Origin of the sequence: Pseudarthrobacter sp. S3 (assembly GCF_050156905.1) — a bacterium.
GTDB lineage: Bacteria > Actinomycetota > Actinomycetes > Actinomycetales > Micrococcaceae > Arthrobacter.
In genome coordinates, this window is the sequence record NZ_CP189583.1 from 1,057,391 (window position 1) to 1,076,284 (window position 18,894).

13 protein-coding genes are annotated in these 18,894 nt (G+C 65.5%); 7 read left to right on the forward strand and 6 right to left on the reverse strand.

The genetic code is table 11. The annotated features are described in order from the left end of the window. Positions 1-35: 35 nt before the first annotated feature. A complete protein-coding gene (locus tag ACQCSV_RS05160; RefSeq protein WP_426939236.1) occupies positions 36-2,651 on the reverse strand; it encodes an ABC transporter in 2,616 nt (871 codons plus the stop codon). Positions 2,652-2,699: 48 nt separating this feature from the next. Here ACQCSV_RS05160 and ACQCSV_RS05165 point away from each other — a divergent pair, with 48 nt between their 5' ends. The 4 genes from ACQCSV_RS05165 (at position 2,700) to ACQCSV_RS05180 (ending at position 6,021) form a co-directional block, all read left to right on the forward strand. Then, entirely contained in the window at positions 2,700-3,824 is a 1,125-nt protein-coding gene (locus tag ACQCSV_RS05165; RefSeq protein WP_354154146.1) for an adenosine deaminase, read from the forward strand. A gap of 251 nt (positions 3,825-4,075) precedes the next feature. Continuing rightward, positions 4,076-4,969, forward strand: a complete 894-nt coding sequence (locus ACQCSV_RS05170) for a glycosidase (RefSeq protein ID WP_354154145.1) — start codon at positions 4,076-4,078, stop codon at positions 4,967-4,969. Between the two features lie 156 nt (positions 4,970-5,125). Then, positions 5,126-5,671 (forward strand): YceI family protein, encoded by a 546-nt coding sequence (locus ACQCSV_RS05175; RefSeq protein WP_354154144.1) that lies wholly within the window; start codon positions 5,126-5,128, stop codon positions 5,669-5,671. A 5-nt stretch (positions 5,672-5,676) separates the two neighbouring features. After that, positions 5,677-6,021, forward strand: coding sequence for an acylphosphatase (locus tag ACQCSV_RS05180; protein WP_354154143.1), 345 nt, complete (start codon positions 5,677-5,679; stop codon positions 6,019-6,021). On the opposite strand, the gene ACQCSV_RS05185 is transcribed toward ACQCSV_RS05180, so the two are convergent. The 3 genes from ACQCSV_RS05185 to ACQCSV_RS05195 form a co-directional block, all read right to left on the reverse strand. Then, complete coding sequence (locus ACQCSV_RS05185) at positions 6,008-7,213, reverse strand: MFS transporter (protein WP_426939237.1); 1,206 nt, start codon at positions 7,211-7,213, stop codon at positions 6,008-6,010. The genes ACQCSV_RS05180 and ACQCSV_RS05185 overlap by 14 nt on opposite strands. 9 nt (positions 7,214-7,222) lie before the next feature. After that, the gene (locus tag ACQCSV_RS05190; protein WP_426939529.1) at positions 7,223-10,975 is read right to left on the reverse strand and encodes a TM0106 family RecB-like putative nuclease; all 3,753 of its coding nucleotides are present in this window, start codon (positions 10,973-10,975) and stop codon (positions 7,223-7,225) included. A gap of 206 nt (positions 10,976-11,181) precedes the next feature. Beyond that, complete coding sequence (locus tag ACQCSV_RS05195; RefSeq protein ID WP_354154141.1) at positions 11,182-12,378, reverse strand: TerC family protein; 1,197 nt, start codon at positions 12,376-12,378, stop codon at positions 11,182-11,184. 137 nt (positions 12,379-12,515) lie between these two features. On the opposite strand from ACQCSV_RS05195, the gene ACQCSV_RS05200 reads away from it, so the two are divergent. Further along, positions 12,516-14,843, forward strand: a complete 2,328-nt coding sequence (locus ACQCSV_RS05200) for an FdhF/YdeP family oxidoreductase (RefSeq protein WP_426939238.1) — start codon at positions 12,516-12,518, stop codon at positions 14,841-14,843. A gap of 46 nt (positions 14,844-14,889) precedes the next feature. Here ACQCSV_RS05200 and ACQCSV_RS05205 read toward each other — a convergent pair whose 3' ends face one another. Further along, positions 14,890-15,234: a DUF6457 domain-containing protein gene (locus tag ACQCSV_RS05205; protein ID WP_354154139.1), complete on the reverse strand. Its 345-nt coding sequence runs from the start codon at positions 15,232-15,234 to the stop codon at positions 14,890-14,892. A 511-nt stretch (positions 15,235-15,745) separates the two neighbouring features. On the opposite strand from ACQCSV_RS05205, the gene fdhA reads away from it, so the two are divergent. Next, entirely contained in the window at positions 15,746-16,957 is a 1,212-nt protein-coding gene (fdhA, locus tag ACQCSV_RS05210) for a formaldehyde dehydrogenase, glutathione-independent (RefSeq protein WP_354154138.1), read from the forward strand. A gap of 149 nt (positions 16,958-17,106) precedes the next feature. On the opposite strand, the gene ACQCSV_RS05215 is transcribed toward fdhA, so the two are convergent. Beyond that, the gene (locus ACQCSV_RS05215) at positions 17,107-17,883 is read right to left on the reverse strand and encodes a phosphoesterase (protein WP_354154137.1); all 777 of its coding nucleotides are present in this window, start codon (positions 17,881-17,883) and stop codon (positions 17,107-17,109) included. A gap of 143 nt (positions 17,884-18,026) precedes the next feature. Here ACQCSV_RS05215 and ACQCSV_RS05220 point away from each other — a divergent pair, with 143 nt between their 5' ends. Further along, positions 18,027-18,494, forward strand: coding sequence for an SRPBCC family protein (locus ACQCSV_RS05220; RefSeq protein WP_426939239.1), 468 nt, complete (start codon positions 18,027-18,029; stop codon positions 18,492-18,494). Positions 18,495-18,894 lie beyond the last annotated feature (400 nt).

Sequence of the window (18,894 nt, forward strand, 5' to 3'; positions counted from 1 at the left end):
CTGGCCCGTTATCAAACCGAGATGATTTCTGGTGGTCAGCTGGTGACCGGCTGGGGAAGCGCGGCGGCCAGGTAGGGCGCGGTCCGGCTGGCGGTGGAACCCGCGACGTCGGCGGCGGTGCCGGTGGCGACAATCCGGCCGCCGGCGTCCCCGCCGGAAGGGCCAAGGTCAATGACCCAGTCCGCCGCCGCCACAACGGCCATTTCGTGCTCTACCACCACCACGGTGTTGCCGCTGTCCACCAGGCCGTGGAGCTGGGCCATCAGGAGTTCGACGTCGGCGGGGTGGAGCCCGGTGGTGGGCTCGTCCAGGAGGTAGAGGGTATGTCCCCGCTGGGCTCGCTGCAGCTCGGTGGCCAGCTTGATGCGCTGGGCCTCGCCGCCGGAAAGCTCCGTGGCGGGCTGGCCCAGCCGGAGATAGCCCAGGCCCACGTCCCCGAGGCTCTTCAGGCTGCGGGCCGCGGCCGGAACGTCGGCCAGGAACGTGGTGGCCGCATCCACCGTCAGGCGCAGCACTTCCGCCACATTCTTGCCCCGGTACGTCACCTCCAGGGTTTCGGGGTTGTAACGGGACCCGTCGCACTCAGGGCACGGCCCGTAGCTGCCCGGGAGGAACAGCAGTTCAACCGCCACAAAGCCTTCGCCCTGGCAGGTTTCGCAGCGGCCTCCGGCCACGTTGAAGGAGAACCGCCCGGCGCCGAACCCGCGCGCCCTGGCCTGCTCCGTGGCCGCGAATTCCTTGCGCACCGCGTCGAACAGGCCAGTGTAGGTAGCGAGGTTGGAGCGGGGGGTTCGCCCGATGGGTTTCTGGTCCACAGTGACCAGCCTGTCGATCCGTTCCGCGCCGCTGACCCGTCCCACGGACAACGCCGTGGCTGGGCCCGCATCATCAGGTTCGGACAGCTGCGGGGCCTGGTGGTTCTTCAGCCCGGATCCCACAACTTCGCCGAGGACATGCGTCACCAGGGTGGACTTACCGGAGCCGGACACACCCGTGACTGCCGTCAGGACGCCCAGCGGGAACCGCGCATCCAGGTCCTTGAGGTTATGCCGGGTAATCCCGGCGAGTTCCAGCCAGCCGTCGGGCTCCCGGGCGTCGCCGGCATGTGGTGCGCCGCCCGCCCGAGGTGCCGTGCCGCCGTCGGAAGCTCCTCGGGGCCCTCCGTTGCCGCGCGACCCGTTGCCGCGCGCCACGCCGTCGTTGAACAGGAAGGGCCGCGTGACTGACGCTTCGATGGCCGCGAGCCCGTCAACCGGCCCGCTGTAAAGCACCTCGCCGCCGCCTTCTCCGGCGCGGGGACCAACGTCCACCAGCCAGTCGGCCCGGCGGACCACGTCCATGTTGTGCTCCACCACAAACACCGAGTTGCCGGACGCTTTGAGCTGGTCCAGGACCGCCAGGAGCGGTTCGGCGTCGGCCGGATGGAGGCCGGCGGACGGTTCGTCGAGCACGTAGATCACGCCGAACAGTCCAGACCTGAGCTGGGTGGCGATCCGGAGCCGCTGCATCTCGCCGGGGGAGAGAGTGGGAGTGACACGGCCCAGCGCCAGGTATCCGAGGCCCAGATCCAGGAGCACGGTGATGCGCTGCAGGAGATCGGCGGTGATGGCCACTGCCACCTCGTTTTCCTCGCCGGAGGACTGCCGCCGTGACGCGGTCCCGGCTTCCTTGAGCCCGGCGGTGGGGCGGATGATTTCGGCGAGCTCCGCCATCGGCGTGGCGTTGAGGGCTGCGATATTGTGGCCGCCGAAGGAGACCGCGAGGGCTTCGGGCCGGAGCCCGGTGCCGCCGCAGCGCGGACACGGTCCGGACTCCATAAACGCCAGGACGCGTTCGCGCATGGCGGCGCTCTGGGAGTCCGCCAGGGTGTGCAGGACGTAGCTTTTGGCGCTCCAGAAGCGACCCTTGTATGGCTTGGCCACGCGGTCCCGCTCCGGCGTGACTTCCACAACGGGCTGCTCGTCCGTGAACAGGATCCAGTCGCGATGCTTCCTGGGCAGCTTCCGCCAGGGCACGTCCACGTCGTAGCCCAGGTGGCTGAGGATGTCGCGGAGGTTCTTGCCCTGCCAGGCGCCGGGCCACGCCGCGATGGCCCCTTCCCGGATGGTCAGGTTGGCGTCCGGGACCAGGGATTCCTCGCTGACGGTGTGCGCCACCCCCAGTCCGTGGCATTCAGGGCAGGCGCCCGCCGCGGTGTTCGGCGAAAACGCGTCGGAGTCCAGCTGCTCGGCACTGGCCGGGTAAGTGCCCGCCCGGGAAAACAGCATGCGAAGTGAATTGGAGAGCGTGGTCACTGTGCCCACGGTGGAGCGGCTGCTGGGGGCGCCGCGGCGCTGTTGAAGCGCGACGGCGGGTGGCAGCCCGGAGATCATCTCCACCTTGGGGTTGTGGCCCTGCTGAATGAGGCGGCGTGCATAGGGGGCCACGGATTCGAAGTAGCGGCGCTGGGCTTCGGCGTAGATGGTGCCGAAAGCGAGGGAGGACTTTCCCGAGCCGGAGACCCCCGTGAAAGCCACAATGGAGTCGCGGGGCACATTCACGTCCACGTTCCGCAGGTTGTTCTCCCGCGCGCCCCGGACCCGGACGAAGCCGTCCGCCAGATGGCCGGGAGTGGGAAGGGAAAGATCGTCAGCCTGTTGAGGGTTCCGCATCGATCCGACTCTAGCCGGGAACCGGCCGGCGGGCGATATCCTGACCCGATGGACAACAACAGGGACACAGCCGCCGATCCGCTGCCACAGGCCGATCCGCTTCCACAGACGGGACTACCAGCCACGGAAGTGCCTGGGACGGGACTTTTAGGGACAGAGCCTTCGGCGACGGACCTGCCGGAGACGGAAGCGGCGCAGCTCCTGCCCGTCGCGGAACTGCACCTGCACATTGAGGGCACTCTGCAGCCGGAGCTGATCTTCGAACTGGCCGAGCGGAACGGCATGACCCTGCCGTACTCCGGCCTGGAGGAGCTCCGCGGACTGTACGAGTTCAGTGACCTGCAGTCCTTCCTGAACCTGTACTACGCCAACATGGCGGTGCTGCAGACCGAACAGGACTTCGCGGATATGACCAGCGCCTACCTGGCCCGCGCCGCCGCTGCAGGGGTCCGGCACGCGGAGATCATGATGGACCCGCAGGCCCACCTCTCCCGCGGTGTCAGCCTTGAAACCTGCGTCAACGGCGTGGCGTCGGCCCTGGCCACCTCCCAGGAGGACTTTGGCATATCCACCCTCCTGATCGCCGCGTTCCTGCGGGACCTGTCCGAGGAATCCGCGCTGGAAGTCCTGGACGGCCTGCTTGCCATGAACGCCCCCATCGCGGCCATCGGTCTGGATTCCGCTGAGGTGGGCAACCCGCCGGCCAAATTCGAGCGGTTGTTCGCCAAAGCACGCGAAGCGGGCCTGCGGCTGACCGCCCACGCAGGCGAGGAGGGGCCGCCGTCGTACATCATCGACGCTCTGGACATCCTCGGAGTGGAACGGATTGACCACGGCATCCGATGCATGGAGGACCCCGAACTGGTGGAGCGGCTGGTGGCGGACCGGATTCCGCTGACGGTCTGCCCGCTCTCGAACGTCCGGCTGCGTGCCGTGGACACCCTGGCGGACCATCCGTTGCCGGCCATGCTCGCCGCCGGGCTCAACGTCTCCGTGAACTCGGACGATCCGGCGTACTTCGGTGGGTACGTGGACGACAACTTCTCCCAGCTGAAGGCCGTTTTTGACGTTTCAGACTTCGACATGGCACGGTTGGCGGCCAATTCCATCCATTCGTCGTTCGCCTCCGAGGAGCGCAAAGCCGAGCTTCTGGACGAGCTGAACGCCGGCTAGCTCTCGGCTAGCTCCGGTCTGCCCTGCTCGCTAGACTGGTGCGCGAGAGCGGCCGGAAAGAGTCCGGCGATACCCGGAATTTGCGCTCCAGGGTTGAGTAAACAGCCTCCTAGCCGAGACTCCTGCCTCACTTCTGCTGTAATCCGCGTCATAGTCGGTCACGACACGCAGAGTTAACCAATTAAAGTCGCGCGATTTAACAGGGACTTGGCAGGATGCCTAGTGACAGATCGCATTATGCAAGGGGAAAAATGGCCAAGTCCATCGCAGATAACACCGACCTCCGACTCAAGACCGTGCTGCACGTCCTGACGGAAGGCGTCTGGTCCGGCGGTTCACTCAACGCTGGCGAGGTTCTGGCGGAAGCCACTGCGCGCGTGCCGTTCAGTGAACACGAGGCCACGCTGCTCAGCGGCGGCATCCCGCGTGGACACAAGACGCTCACCTCCGCCACGGCCAAGCTGGTCAAGGCCGGCTGGCTGGTCAAGGGCCGTTCCGGCTGGACCATCACCGATGACGGCATGCGCGCCACGGTGGCCTTCCCCGATGCGGATTCGTTCGCCACGGCGCTCGACGCCGGCACTCCGGTTCCTGCCGACGTCGCCATTCCGCCGGCCCCGGCCCCTGCGCCAGCAGCGAAGGCGGCACCCGCCAAGAAGGCCCCGGCGAAGCTGACTCCCGCCAAGAAGGCCGCCGACGCCGTCGGGAAGGCCGCCAAAGCAATCGAAGTCGCCATTGAGGACGCCGTGGAGCCTGTGGTCAAGGCCGTCCGCGCACGCAAGGCAGCACCCAAAACTGCGGCTAAGGCTGCGCCCAGGGCCGAAGCTTCAGCTGTGGAGACTTTCCCCCAGCCCGAGGCTGTAGCGGTTGCCGGCGACTTCAACACCATTTTGGGCGCGCCGGAGAACTGGGCCCCGCAGTACGACGAAGCCCAGCTGACGCTCGATGCCCTGGATCAGCTGTGGAAGATCAGCGCCGACCTGCCTGCCGGCTCTTACACCTTCAAGATCGCGCTGAACCGTTCGTGGGACGAGAACTACGGCGCATTCGGCACGTTCGATGGCCCCAACCACGAACTGCACCACGACGGCGGCACGGTCACCATCCGCTACGATCACCGCACGCGGGACATCACCATCAACTGACCGCACGCGTCCCCCGCTGAGTTTTTGACCATGTAACCGTATCTGCGGGCGGATTTTGGGTCAGTATCTGGACAAAAACTCCGGAGTGAAGCAGTGTGGAAACCGGCCGTCCTGGCCGGTTTCCACCCCACTGTTTCCCACCAAGGAGATGCGAAAGTGACCCTACCTTCAGGCCTTACCTCGGGCGTCTGGACCCTGGACATGTCGCACAGCGAGATCGGCTTCACTGTCCGGCACGCGGGTATCAGCAAGGTCCGCGGACGTTTCACGGACGCCTCGGCCGAAGCCCGCGTTGGCTCATCCCTGGCCGAGGCTTCGCTTCACGCCACGGTCAAAACGGCCAGCTTCGATTCCGGCGACGCCAACCGCGACGGACACGTGAAGGGGGCGGACTTCTTCGATGTGGAGAAGTACCCCGAGATGACGTTCCGTGCCACCTCGGTAGAGGGCGACGGCGAGGATTACACGCTCACTGGCGATCTCACCATCCGCGGAATCACCAAGCCGGTGGAGCTGGAGGTTGAGTTCTCCGGGGTAGCCGTGGACCCGTTTGGTGCCACCCGCGCAGGGTTCTCCGCGGAGTGCGAGATTAGCCGCAAGGAGTTCGGCCTGACCTGGAACGCTGCCCTGGAAGCCGGCGGCCTGCTGGTCAGCGACAAGGTAAAGATCAACGTCGAAGCGGCGCTGGTCAAGCAGTCCTGACAGCCATGGGTTTTTCCTGGCGCCGCCACGACTCCGGCCGGGATATCCCGGCTGGGGATATCCCCGGCCGGGATAACGGCGACATCCGGCTCTCCGCCCGCGTCTTTGGCGTGGTGCAGGGGGTCGGATTCCGTTTTTGGACGATGGGCAAAGCCGACGAACTGGGGCTTAAGGGCGTAGTGAGGAACCTCGACGACGGCTCGGTGTCCATCGAGGCCGAGGGGCCGGAACAGCAGGTCCACAAGCTCCTGGACTGGCTGAGATCGGCGAACGCCCCCGGCCGGGTGGAACGGGTGGAGGAGTCCATCTCCGCCGCCGACGGATCGTACCGGGATTTCAGGGCCCGCTGACGCGCTCTTTTGGCCCCGGCGGGTAGGAGTGCCGCCGTCCCGTGAGGATCAGCGCAAACGCGACGACGGCGGGGATGGCGGCGGCGATCGGGACCAGAAGCGGCCCCGCAACGGTGAGGGCAGCGGCGCCGAACATCGCGCCGATCATGATCCCGATCTGGATGGTCAGTACCGTCAGCCCGTTGGCGGCGTCTCTGTACTCGCCGCCGGCGCGGAGGATAGCGGACTGGTTGTATATCCCCATCGCGCCGATGCCTGTGCCCCAGACCAGCATCAGGACCAGCGTGACCGGCAGCGCCAAGGCCGGCAGGACGCTTCCCACCAGCGGGAGCAGGGCCACGGAAACTACAACGCCGGCGACAGTGATCAGGAGCCAGCGCCGGGGCCGGGAGTCCACGGTGACGCCGGCGATCCAGATGCCCACCAGCCCGGCAACACCGAGGACACTGATGGACAGCGGGATGCTGAAGTCAGGCAGCCGGACCTCGCGCAGGAACGGCGCAATGTAGGTGAACAAGGCGAAGTGGGCCATAAGCATCAGCGGCCAGGCAACGGCGACGGTCTTCACTCCCGGCTGGCCGATTGCCTTGCGGATTGATGGGTGCGCAGCATCGGGGATACGCCGCACCGGGGGAAGCAGCCACACGGCAAGGAGCGCCAGCACCACCCCGGAGGCGGCCAGGACCAGGAACGCCGCGCGCCAGCCGACGACGTTGCCCAGGGCGGTGCCCACCGGGGCGCCGATGGCAAGTCCCAGGCTGTTGCCGCTGAAGACGATGGCCAGCGCCTTGCCCACTTTGTGGGCCGGGACGATCCGCGCCACAAACGGGGCCATGGCGGACCACAGCAGGCCGTGGGCAATGCCGCCCACCATCCGTGAACCCATGGCGGCACCGAAATCGGAGACGATGGCCACCAGTGCGTTGCTGGCCGCGAAGAACAGGATCAGCGCGATGAGCAGGTAGTGCCGGGGGACCCGCGACAGCAGCAGCGACAACGGGATCACGGTGACCACGATGATGGCCGCGTAGCCCGCCGTCAGATACCCGGCGGTGGCCTCAGAGACCCGGAAGTCGGCGCTGATCTGGGGCAGCAGGCCGGAGGGCAGGAGTTCGGTGGTGATGGCGGTAAAGCCGATGGCGGCAAGGACGATCAGGGCGCCGACTGGCAACCTGTTGCTCTGGGACGTCACTTCATGAACCTACCGTGATTCAGCGGTGAGAACACGGTTTCTCCGGGTGTTGCGCGGGCCGTGAGTACCTGGGCCATGGATACCCGCGCTGAGGCCGATGAAGGCGCCGAGCTCCTCCAGTACCGCCGGTTTGGTCGGCATGTAGTTCGTGAGCTCGGGGGAGCGGATGATCACGGCACGCCACTGGCCCCGCGACACGGCCACGTTGATCCGGTTCCGGTTCAGCAGGAAGTCGACCCCGCGCGGAGCTTCGGCAACGGCGGAGCAGGCCATGGACACCAGGACCACCGGCGCCTCCTGGCCCTGGAACTTGTCTACCGTGCCCACCCGGACACCGGGCAGGCCGGCGTCGTGCAGCGCCTGCCGGATCAGCTGGACCTGGGCGTTGTAGGCGGCCACCACCAGGATGTCCTCCGGGTTCAGTGACCTGGCCGGTTTGTCGTCGCCCGGAAGCCATTTAAGCCCGATGTGCCGCTGGGCCTGACGGACCACCTCGGCAGTTTCTTCTACGGAGGACTTGGTGTTCCCGCTGTGGTCCACAAAGACTGTTTCCACGCCGGCCGGCAGCTCCGCGAGGCTGCGGAGGGATGCCGCCGGCGCAGCTTCCAGCTTTCCGTCGTAGCTGAGGACAGACACCGTCCGGCACAGGTCCGGGTGCATCCGCCAGCTGTCCGCCAGGAAATAGCCCAGTTCGCGGGGGAGCGTGGCGTGCCCGGCAGCAAGCCAGCCCAAGGCGGACTCGTCCACGGGCTCCGGGTGCGAGCCCTGCGTGACCTGAGGCAGCTGCTGCGGGTCACCGAGGAGCAGGAGGCACTTGGCGGCGCGAGCCACGGCCAGTGTGTTGGCCAGCGAGAATTGGCCGGCCTCGTCGATGACCAACAGGTCCAAGGATCCTGCTGGGACGGACTTGCCCGTCATGGTCCACGCTGTGCCGCCCACCAGACAGCCGCCGGGGGAACCCAGCAGGGCCGCGACGTCGTCGTCGGAGGTGCGGTGCCACAGCACCGGATGCGGGGCGGCCAGCTTCTTCGCCACCCGCGCAGGATCCACTCCGGCGGTTTCGATCGCTGTGCAGAGCATGTTCTCCACCACCGCGTGGGACTGCCCCACCACCCCGATCTTCCAGCCCTGTTCCACCAGCCGGGCAATGACGTGGGAGCCGACGTAGGTCTTGCCCGTGCCCGGAGGGCCCTGCACTGCAAGGTACGAATGATCGAGGTCCAGCAGCGTGGCGGTGATCGCCGTGACGTAGTCCGCTGCACCGGCGGCGTCCGTGCCGACGGCTGCGGGACCTGGCATCGAATGGAAGCGCGGGGGCATCTTGCGCAGGATGTCGACGCCGGGATGTTCCGGAAGCGAGGGCACCGAGGCGCCAACACTCTGGGCCAGTTCGGCCAGGGCGGCCTCGATGCTGGCGGTGCGGATGGGCTGGTCCTCGGTGAGCGCCACCGGAATGTGCGGGTAAGCGGGGACTTTTCCTGTTTCCCGTTCCTCGATGGTGATCATGGTCTGGCCGGCAACCCGCGGGTGGTCCTCCACCGCGGTCACGAGCGTGCCGAAGGTGAACCCACGGCCCGTGGCGGTGCCCAGGGGATCCTCCAGGCCATCGGGGACCGGCGCATCGTAGAGCCGGCACCAGGTGCTCCCGGGCTTGAACTCCGACCCTTCACTCATGACCCCCGTCAGCCTCAGCGTGCGGGTGCGCATCCTGGCCGTAGGCTTTGCGAGCTCCCAGTCCGTCAGTATCTCCGCGGTATCCACCACAAATACGTTGCGGTGCTCGGACCAGTGGTCGATCTCGGAATCGGTGCGGTCGAAGTGTTCCCACCAGAACTGCTTGCGCTCGCGGCGGTGGTATCCGGTGGCTGCGGCCACCATTGCGATGGCCCGTTCGTCGTTGGTCCAGGGCCGGTTGTCCGGCAGGCCGGACAGATACTCCAGGAGGCGGCGCTCCTCGGGTGTTGGCTCGGGTTCCGGTAGCGGTGGCGAGGCCGCAACAGCGGACGACGACGTCGACGACAACAATGCCGGCTGCCCGCCGTCGTCGGAAGTTCCGGTTGTCGCCGTGCGTGCGGCAGGCGTCCCACGCAGACCCAGCAGCCAGTCGCGGAGGCGGAGCGTGGAGAGGCAGTCGTACTCGTTGTAGTCGGAGATGGAGGCCAGGATGTGCGCGGCCGTGGCGTCGTCGTCGTCCCGGGCGGCGCAGTAACCGGCATACGCCACCACGGAGGCTCCGGCGTCCTTGACGTCCCCGGAGCGGAGGTTGTCTCCCATGTACAGGGGTTCAAGCTTCTTGATGGAGTAGGACGGCTCGGAGATCCGGAGCGAATGCCGGGCGGTGGCGTAGAGGTCCACAAGGAGGCCGTTGCGGAGCCAGTTGTCCACAATGTCCTCGCCGGCTAGGTGCGTCACGGACAGGTTCCGGAGCGCGGATTTCTCGTAGGCGGCGTAGTGGTAAACGTGCATGTCCGGGTACCTGGCGCGCCGCGCTTCCACATAGGCGAGGAAGTCCAGGAATGCCTGCCGCTCCTCGTTGCGCGAATGCGCCCAGAAGGGCCGGAAGACGGGTTTGTCATCCACGACGGGCTTGCCCGCTGCGTGGGCGTTTGCAGCGTCACCGTCAAACACGGGCGCCTCGATCACGCCGAACAGGTACTCCAGCCCCCATTTGCCGGTGGCTGGGTCCTGCCAGAGGGGATCGCCCTCGAAGTCGAAGAAGATGTCGCCGGGACTGGGCTCCGGAATCGCTGCCAAGGCATTCTCCGGCAGCACCTTGAACGTGACGGTGTGCTCCTCGCCGTCCTTGAAGTAGGTGCGGGAACCGTCCGGAACGTCCCGGCCCAGCTGCATGCGGGCCTGGTCGCGGAGCCGGACAAGCGAGCCCGTGGCCTTGCCGGGCGGGAGATCGGCCAGCTCGTCGATGGTTGTGATGTGATCGGCGATGAGTTTCCTCCGCCGGAGGGTGGTCATGCCGCCCACCAGCAGGAGGTCGCGGTGGGACCGGACCTGCTCAGCGCAGTAGTTGCACCGCCCGCAGTACGCGACGCCGGGCTGTTGCCACTGCACCGCTGCACCGGCCTCGCGGTGGGCGCCGGTCAGGGCGCGGAACCGGTCGCGGCGCTCGCGGAACACCGGCAGCAGGTCCGGCAGGGAGTGGTGGCTGCGGACGTAGTCGCCGTCCACCACGGCGCCCAGCACCAGCGTGACCCGGGGCGAAGGCTCCAGGCCCATGCCGATGAGCTGGTCTCCGTAGGCGGCGAGCTGCAGCAGCGCGCCCACCTTGGCGTGCCGGGCGAGCTTGGTGTCCCAGACCTCGTAACGGCCAGGGTTTCCGGTTCCGGCGGCCTCGTTGACGATGAAGTCCGCGTAGCCCAGGAACTCGCCGTCGAAAAAGGTTGCCTGGAAAACGACGTCGGCCCCGGCACGGAGCGCGAGTTCTGTTTCAGCGTGCCGTGCCAGCAGTTCGCCGCGGGTGTTCTCCCCGCGCTCGATCGAGTACACCCCGGCGCTGCGGCCGGCGTCCCAGACGCCGTACTGCGCGATCAGGCCGGCCAGGACCGTGGCCTCGTGCTTGTCGCCGAGCGCCCCGGCGCGGCGCTGCATTTCGTCGTCGGGAAACTGCGCTTTGGGGGACCGGCCCAGTTTCTCGTCCAGGATGCGGAGCGTGCGGTACTCGCATTCGCTGGCGGCCACCAGGTCGCTAGCGGAAAACACCAGGTCCTGCGGTGCGCGGGGGCCGGAATCGGCTGAACTGGAATCCACACTGCGGGGATCAACACTGCGGGGATCAACGCTGGCTGGATCGAGCAGAAACACGGGGCCTCCTCATAAACGTGCCTGGTGACGTGCCTGGCCGGTGGACGGTTCCCCTGGCGCTGGTTTGAATCTAGCAACAGCCACTGACAACGCGGGGTCACTTACGGCCCATCACGGGCCTCTGGATGGGCCGTAAGTGACCCCGCGTTGCTTTAGGGGTTCGCTGCCCTGACCTGGGCCTCGTCGTGCTCGGTGTGGGCCTTACGGAGGAGGTCCATGAATTCGGTTTCGTTGCGGATGAGCCGTTTGTACTTCTCCGGCAGGCTGCGGAGCTGGTCTTCCTCCCGGACCATCCGGGCAAACAGCTTGTCACGCTCCGCCATGTCCGTTTCGTAGTTGAGGTCCAGGTATTCGGTGGCGTGCCGTTTGGCCCCGGACACCGCGTTTTTGGCCTTGCCCTTGGGGCTGAAGATCGAGGCCAGTACGGTGACCACCAGGACGCCCAGGATCACGGTCAGGGAAACATTGGTGCTGACCTCCACCACATTGACGGGCTCGCCGTCGTTGATGAACGGCAAGTTGTTCTCGTGCAGGGCATGCAGGATGAGCTTTACGCCGATGAAGCCGAGAATGGCGGCGAGGCCGTAGGCAAGGAAAATCAGCCGGTCCAGCAGCCCATCGATGAGGAAGAAGAGCTGGCGCAGGCCCATCAGCGAGAACGCCGTGGCCGTGAAGACGATGAAGACGTTCTGGGTGAGGCCGAAGATGGCGGGGATGGAGTCCAGCGCAAACAGGATGTCGGTGCCGCCGATGGCCACCATCACCAGGAGCATTGGGGTGAGGACGCGCTTGCCGTTCTCCATCGTGAACAGTTTGTCGCTGTCGTAATGTTCCGACGCCGGGAGGTACTTTTTGGCGAGCCTGACCACCAAACCTTCCGCGTCGTCGTCGTGATTGTCCGGCTTGAGCAGGTTCCCTGCGGTGATCAGCAGGATCAGGCCGAAAATGTAGAACACCCACGCGAAGCTGTTGATCAGGGCGGCGCCGAGGAAAATGAACGCGGTCCGGGCGATCAGCGAGAAGACGATGCCGAACAGCAGCACCTTCTGCTGGTCCGCGCGGGGGACCTTGAAGCTGGCCATGATGATCAGGAACACAAAGAGGTTGTCCACCGAGAGGGCCTTCTCCGTGACGTACCCGGCGAAGTATTCGGTGCCCATGGTGGTGCCGCCGAACAGCAGCACCCCCAGGCCGAAGAGGAGGGCGATCCCCACGTAGATGGAGGACCAGATGGCCGATTCCTTGAGTTTGGGCGTGTGGGCCTTGCGGACATGGAAGAAGAAATCGAAAGCCAGCAGGCCCACGATTCCCGCGACGGTCAGGGTCCAGACAAGGGGAGGGACGTCCATCTGTCCACCCTACCCAGACGTTTGCCGTTAGTCCTTCTTGACTTGGATGAACCCCTCGATAGGGTGGAATGGGACCGTCGCACTGTAGAAAACCGGTGCGTCAACGGCGAGAGAGCTTGAACCAAGGAGAGTGCAACGTGGCACGCAAGAACCCGCGCGTGAAAGAGGCCAACGAGGCTGAGATCGAGGTCAGCGGCCACCCGAAGTCGTGGGCCGCCGGAGTCCCGGGCGTCTACCATTCCCTGGAGCCGGCCGTGCAGCAGATGGGGGCGGTCAGGACCGCGAAAACTTTGCTGGCACTGAACCAGAAGGATGGCTTCGACTGCATGAGCTGCGCGTGGCCGGACCCCAGCCACCGGAAGACGTTTGAGTTCTGCGAAAACGGTGCCAAGGCGGTCACCTGGGAGGCCACACCGGTGGTGATCGGCCCCGAATTCTGGGCTGAGAACCCGGTCAGTGAACTTCGGCAGCGGTCCGAGTACTGGCTGGGGATGCAGGGGCGCCTTACCAAGCCCGTGCACAAGCCCGCAGGGGAGGACCACTACCGTCCCGTCAGCTGGGAGCAGGCTTTTACCATCGTCGCGGACAAGCTCAAGGGACTGCCCAGCCCGGACCAGGCCACCTTTTACACCAGCGGCCGGACCTCCAACGAGGCCGCGTTCCTGTACCAGCTGTTCGTCCGGGCCTACGGAACCAACAACCTGCCGGACTGCTCCAACATGTGCCACGAGTCTTCGGGCTGGGCCATGGGGCAGACCATCGGCATCGGCAAGGCTACCGTCTCCGCCGACGACTACGCCAAAGCGGACCTGATCATCATCATGGGCCAGAACCCGGGCACGAACCACCCGCGGATGCTGACGGCCCTGGAAGAGTGCAAGGAATCCGGCGGGGAGATTGTGGCCATCAACCCCCTGCCGGAGGCGGGGCTGCGCCGCTATAAGAACCCCCAGAAGGTCAAGGGAATCATCGGGCACGGGACACAGATTGCGGACCAGTTCCTGCAAATCCGGCTTGGCGGCGACATGGCACTCCTCCAGGCCGTCTCCAAGCGCGTGCTCGACGCCGAGGCCAAGAATCCCGGCACGGTGCTGGACCATGACTTCCTGGCGGAGCACTGCCACGGGCTGGAAGAGCTGAAGGCGCACCTCGCCGAACTGGACGAAGCCGCCGTCCTGGCGGCTACCGGGCTTCGGACCGAGGAAATCGATGAGCTGGCGGACCGCTACCTGAAGGCCGAGAAAGTGATCATCACTTGGGCCATGGGAATCACCCAGCACAAAAAGGGTGTGGCCGCGATCAAGGAGATCATCAACCTCCTGCTGCTCCGTGGCAACATCGGCAAGCCGGGTGCCGGCGCCTCACCCATCCGCGGGCACAGCAACGTCCAAGGTGACCGGACCATGGGCATCTGGGAGCAGATGCCGCCGTCGTTCCTGGACGCACTGGGTAAGGAATTCAGCTTCGATCCGCCGCGTGAACACGGCGCGGACGCCGTGGAAACCATCCGGCAAATGCGCGACGGCGGAATCAAGGTTTTCGTGGGGATGGGCGGCAACTTCGTTGGAGCCATGTCCGACACGCAAACGGCCATAGCTGCGATGGAAAAGACCGAAATGTCGGTCCAGGTTTCCACCAAGCTCAACCGCTCGCACACTGTCACCGGAGCCGAAGCACTGATCCTGCCCACCATGGGCCGCACCGAGATCGACCTGCAGGAATCCGGGCCGCAGTTTGTATCCGTGGAGGACACCGTCTGCGCTGTCCATGGCTCCCATGGCGCGGTCCCGCCGGTGGCGCCCGGGCTGCTGTCCGAGGTGGCCATCCTCAGCAGGCTGGCGCAGAAGGTGGTGGGCGACCGGGTCAACGCTGACTGGGCCGGGTTCGAGAAGAACTACGACCTCATCCGGGACCACATCTCCCGCGTGGTCCCCGGGTGCGCGGACTACAACGGGAAGATCCGGCAGAAGGGCGGCTTCGTGCTGCCGAACGGTCCCCGGGACTCGCGCACATTCGACACCCCCATGGGTAAGGCGATGCTCACGGTCAACCAGCTCGAACACGTCGAACGCCCTGCTGGCACGCTGATTCTGCAGACCATGCGTTCCCACGACCAGTTCAACACCACCATCTACGGCAACAACGATCGTTACCGCGGCATCAAGAAGGGCCGCGAAGTGGTGTTCGTCAGCCCGGAGGACCTGGCCGGGCTGGGCCTCAGCGACGGGCAGCACGTGGACATTCACGGCGTGTACCAGGACAACATGGAACGTGTGCTGCACAACTACCGGGTGGTCTCGTACCCCACCGCGGCGGGCTGTGCAGCCGCTTATTATCCCGAGGCCAACGTCCTGGTTCCGCTGGAGAGCGTGGCCGAGGGCAGCCAGACACCCGTATCCAAGGCAGTGATCGTCCGGCTGGAGCCAGCCAAGGCACACGCGCCGGCGGACGTGGCCGCCGGCTGACTACTGGGCGTGACTACTTCGCGGGCTGATTACTGGGGCCGGCGGACTACTGGGCGCTGTGCGTCCAGCCCTTCGCGCCGGGCTCCGGGTGGGGATTTCCCTGCTGGCGGGCGTTCTCACAGAGGCTGAAAGCGACGTCGGCTGCTTTGGTGATGGACGCCGCCGAGGCTGTCTTGGAACCGGCGCTTCCGGTGCCGGCCTCGAGGGCCGCGGCGTAGCCCACCAGAAACGCGGTGATCGGGGCTGCTGCGTGCGTTACGGAATCTGCGGATTTCCGGGCCAGCTCAAGAATCAGCTCCTGATCGACCTTCAGGTCCAGGATCTGCAAGGCTTGGGTCAGCTTGTGAGTCCACTGATCCAGGATCTGAGCTTCGTTCTCGTCAACAGTCATGTTCGCTCCTACGTTCCCGGTTTGCTGCTTTTGGGCGGTAGGGGGAGTCCTTGCCCATTGCCCACGACACTACAAGGCTTGGGCCGCTGAGTCACCGACATGCCGCGGCGTCGAGGCTGGTTTCGATGACTGGCAGTCGCTCGAGTTGGCCGAAGCATCGGTGGCTGCGATCGATCTGGCCTTCCAGAGGGCGACGAAATAACGGCGGGGGTGCCAGGGTTAAGCTGAAGCGAAAGCCGAACCGAGGTGATCCCATGCAGGATGTCACCATCCGCCACAACCCGGAGCGGCAGCGCTTCGAAGTGCTGACGGGCGGGAACGCAAAAAACATTAGGCCCGTAACCCTAGACCCCGCCGAGCTGCCGTGCCTAGACTGACCGAACCCCCGACGTCAGGAAAACATCAAACTGCTCAAGCAACGGGCAGGCCTGCACGTAGGGGATCCATTGCAACACTTCACAGCTCACGGCTGCCTCACGAAGACACGCCGTGCCGACGCGAGGAGAGCATGATGACAGGGAACAAAGCCGTTGCCTACAAGGAGCCCGGCAAGGTCGAGCTGATCGACATCGACTATCCAACCTTCGAACTGAAAGACGGACCGGGCGTGAACCCCGCGAACGTGGGGCGCGCGGTCAACCACGGGGTAATCCTGAAGACCGTGGCCACCAACATCTGCGGATCGGACCAGCACATGGTCCGTGGGCGTACCACTGCCCCGGCCAACCTGGTGCTCGGGCACGAGATTACCGGCGAGGTAGTGGAGGTGGGCCGCGACGTCGAGTTCATTAAAGTCGGAGACCTCTGTTCGGTTCCATTTAATATCGCCTGCGGCCGGTGCCGGAACTGCAAGGAACGCAAGACAGGCATCTGCCTGAACGTGAACCCGGACCGCCCGGGCAGCGCCTACGGGTACGTGGACATGGGTGGCTGGGTGGGTGGCCAGGCGAATTACGTGCTGGTGCCGTACGCCGACTGGAACCTGCTGAAGTTCCCGGACAAGGACCGGGCCATGGAGAAAATCCTTGACCTGGCCATGCTGTCGGACATTTTCCCCACCGGCTTCCACGGGGCCGTTTCCGCCGGGGTAGGCGTCGGTTCCACGGTGTATGTGGCTGGCGCGGGTCCTGTTGGCCTCGCAGCGGCTACCAGCGCGCACTTGCTGGGTGCCGCCGTCGTGATTGTGGGGGACCTGAACGAGGAACGGTTGGCGAGGGCACGCAGCTTTGGCTGTGAAACGGTGGATCTGACCAAGGGAGACCCGGCGGAGCAGATCGAACAGATCCTGGGTGTGCCGGAGGTGGACTGTGGCGTGGACGCCGTGGGCTTTGAGGCGCGCGGTCACGGCCATGACGCCAAGGAGGCGCCCGCCACGGTGCTGAATTCGCTGATGGACATCACCGCCGCCGGTGGTGCCCTGGGCATCCCGGGCCTGTACGTCACCGGCGATCCGGGCGGAATTGACGAGGCTGCCAAGACTGGTTCGCTCAGCCTCAGCCTGGGTACCGGATGGGCGAAGTCGCTGAGCTTTACCACGGGGCAGTGTCCGGTGATGAAGTACAACCGTCAGCTGATGATGGCCATCCTGAACGACAAGGTGAACATCGCCAAGAACGTCAACGCCAAGGCGATCACCCTTGAAGAGGCGCCCAAGGGCTACGCCGAATTCGACGCCGGTGCAGCCACGAAGTACGTCCTCAACCCGAACGGATACCTCAGCTGAGCCCCTGCCGGGTTTGACGCGGCGGCGGTGCGGCTGCGCCGGGTAAGGCGGCGCAGCTGCGCCGGGTAACCGGGCGGCGGCCAACTCACCGCAGCGGCGGTGCCTCCACTTCAAATGGAGGCACCGCCGCTACCAGGTGCAGGTCAGCGCTAGAGTTGCCGCGGATCCAGCGGCTGCGGAACGATCGGCTGGTCGTTGGCCATCAGATCTATGCCCAGGTCCTTTGCGAAGACCAGCCGGGTCTCCTTGTAGATTCCCTGGTGGTTCTCATCCAGCTCGAAGACCCGTGCCCCGCGCAAACGGTTCCGTTCGGCGCCGGGGAGCCCGTAGGCGCCGAATCCGGTGCCGGGCGAGTAACCGAGCTGCACACCGTAGTAGTTGCCCACGTACGTGTTGACATGGTCGTGGCCCACAAAATAGCCCAGGACGTCCCCCCGCTCCAGGAAGGCGTTGAACAGGCCGGAGTTGATGGGACCGGGGCACTCGTCCTCGTTTCGTTCACCAATGATGTTGTGCTTCGTGAGGGCCCGGGCGTGATCCGCGTTTGTCCGCGAGTCGAGGCTGGCGAACCACATGTTGCGGTGCTCGTGGAGCGCAATGTGGCCCCACATCAGGGAGGGGACCTTCTTGCCGTACTTTTGCTCGGTAGCGATCGACAGATTGCGGTACCAGGTGACCTGGTCCATGCGTACCCAGTCCCAGTTCGGGTAGCCTTCGAAGTCCTGTCCGCTGATGGCGTCCGGGGCATAGCGGCCGGTGTCCATGAGCCACAGGCCGAAGGCCGGCGCCTTGGACTTGGCGGACTGAACGAGCAGCAGCGAGTTTGATGTCCCGGTCAGGCCCGGCGTGGAGTCGCCGTTCATATTGAAGTCGTAGGTTTGGAGGAACTGCAGCATCCTGGCCTCGGTCATGCCGGTCCGTGCCACGGAATCCTCGTCGTGGTTGCCGAACGTGACGGCCCACGGGATAGGCCGGCCAGGTAGCGGGCGCCGGAACAGGTGGTGAACACAAGAACTGTTGCCCCTCCGGGGCTGGCGGATTCACCCGCCCTTCCGCCTATGATTGCGGCATGTCCACTTACGAAGTCACTCGCAATGCCCTTATTCCTGCGCCTGCGGAAGACGTGTTTCCGTTGGTCAACAGCTTTCTCGAGTGGACCAAATGGTCGCCGTGGGAGAACGTGGATCCGGAATTGAACCGTTCGTATTCGGGCAGTGACGCCGGTGTGGGGGCCAAGTATGCCTGGAGCGGCAACCGCAAAGCAGGCAGCGGCAACATGGAGATTGTCGAGTCCGAGTTCCCCCGGAGTATCAAGGTCCGCCTTGAGTTCACAAAGCCGTTCAAGGCTGTGAATCCCACTACGTTTACGTTCACACCGGGCGACGGCGGCACCCAGGTCACGTGGCGGATGACCGGGGAGAACAAGGGCCTCGCGAAGGTTTTTGCCCTGTTTATGAACATGGACAAGATGGTCGGCGGCGATTTCGAGCGTGGGCTGGCTGCACTCTCGGCCGCAGCGACGGCCAACAAGGCCTGACACGAGCTTGACCGGGCGGGGCTGCCGCCGGTGCGCTGACGCTGGCGGTTGCCGCGGAGCACGTCGTCGAGATCCGACAACGACGTTCTTCGCTTGGCGCGATTGTTCGCAAGCCTCCCGGTGGGCCTGCTGGACGCTGGCGATGGTGTCCCGGTCCGTGAGGATGAACGACTCGTCCGGTGTGGCCGGGGCATCCCCGAAGTATTGCAATGGCAGGGCCCCGCGGCAATGCGGATCCCGGAGGAGGGCCCGACGTCGGCCGCTCACCCATGGTGATCGCCCCGGCGCACGCTTATGGTGAGGTTATGTCTGACTCCTTTTCGTCCTTTGTGGACACCTTCAAAAACATCGGCGTCACCAAGGCCTATGGCCCAGGCCATCCAGGTGGCGGCCGTAGCGG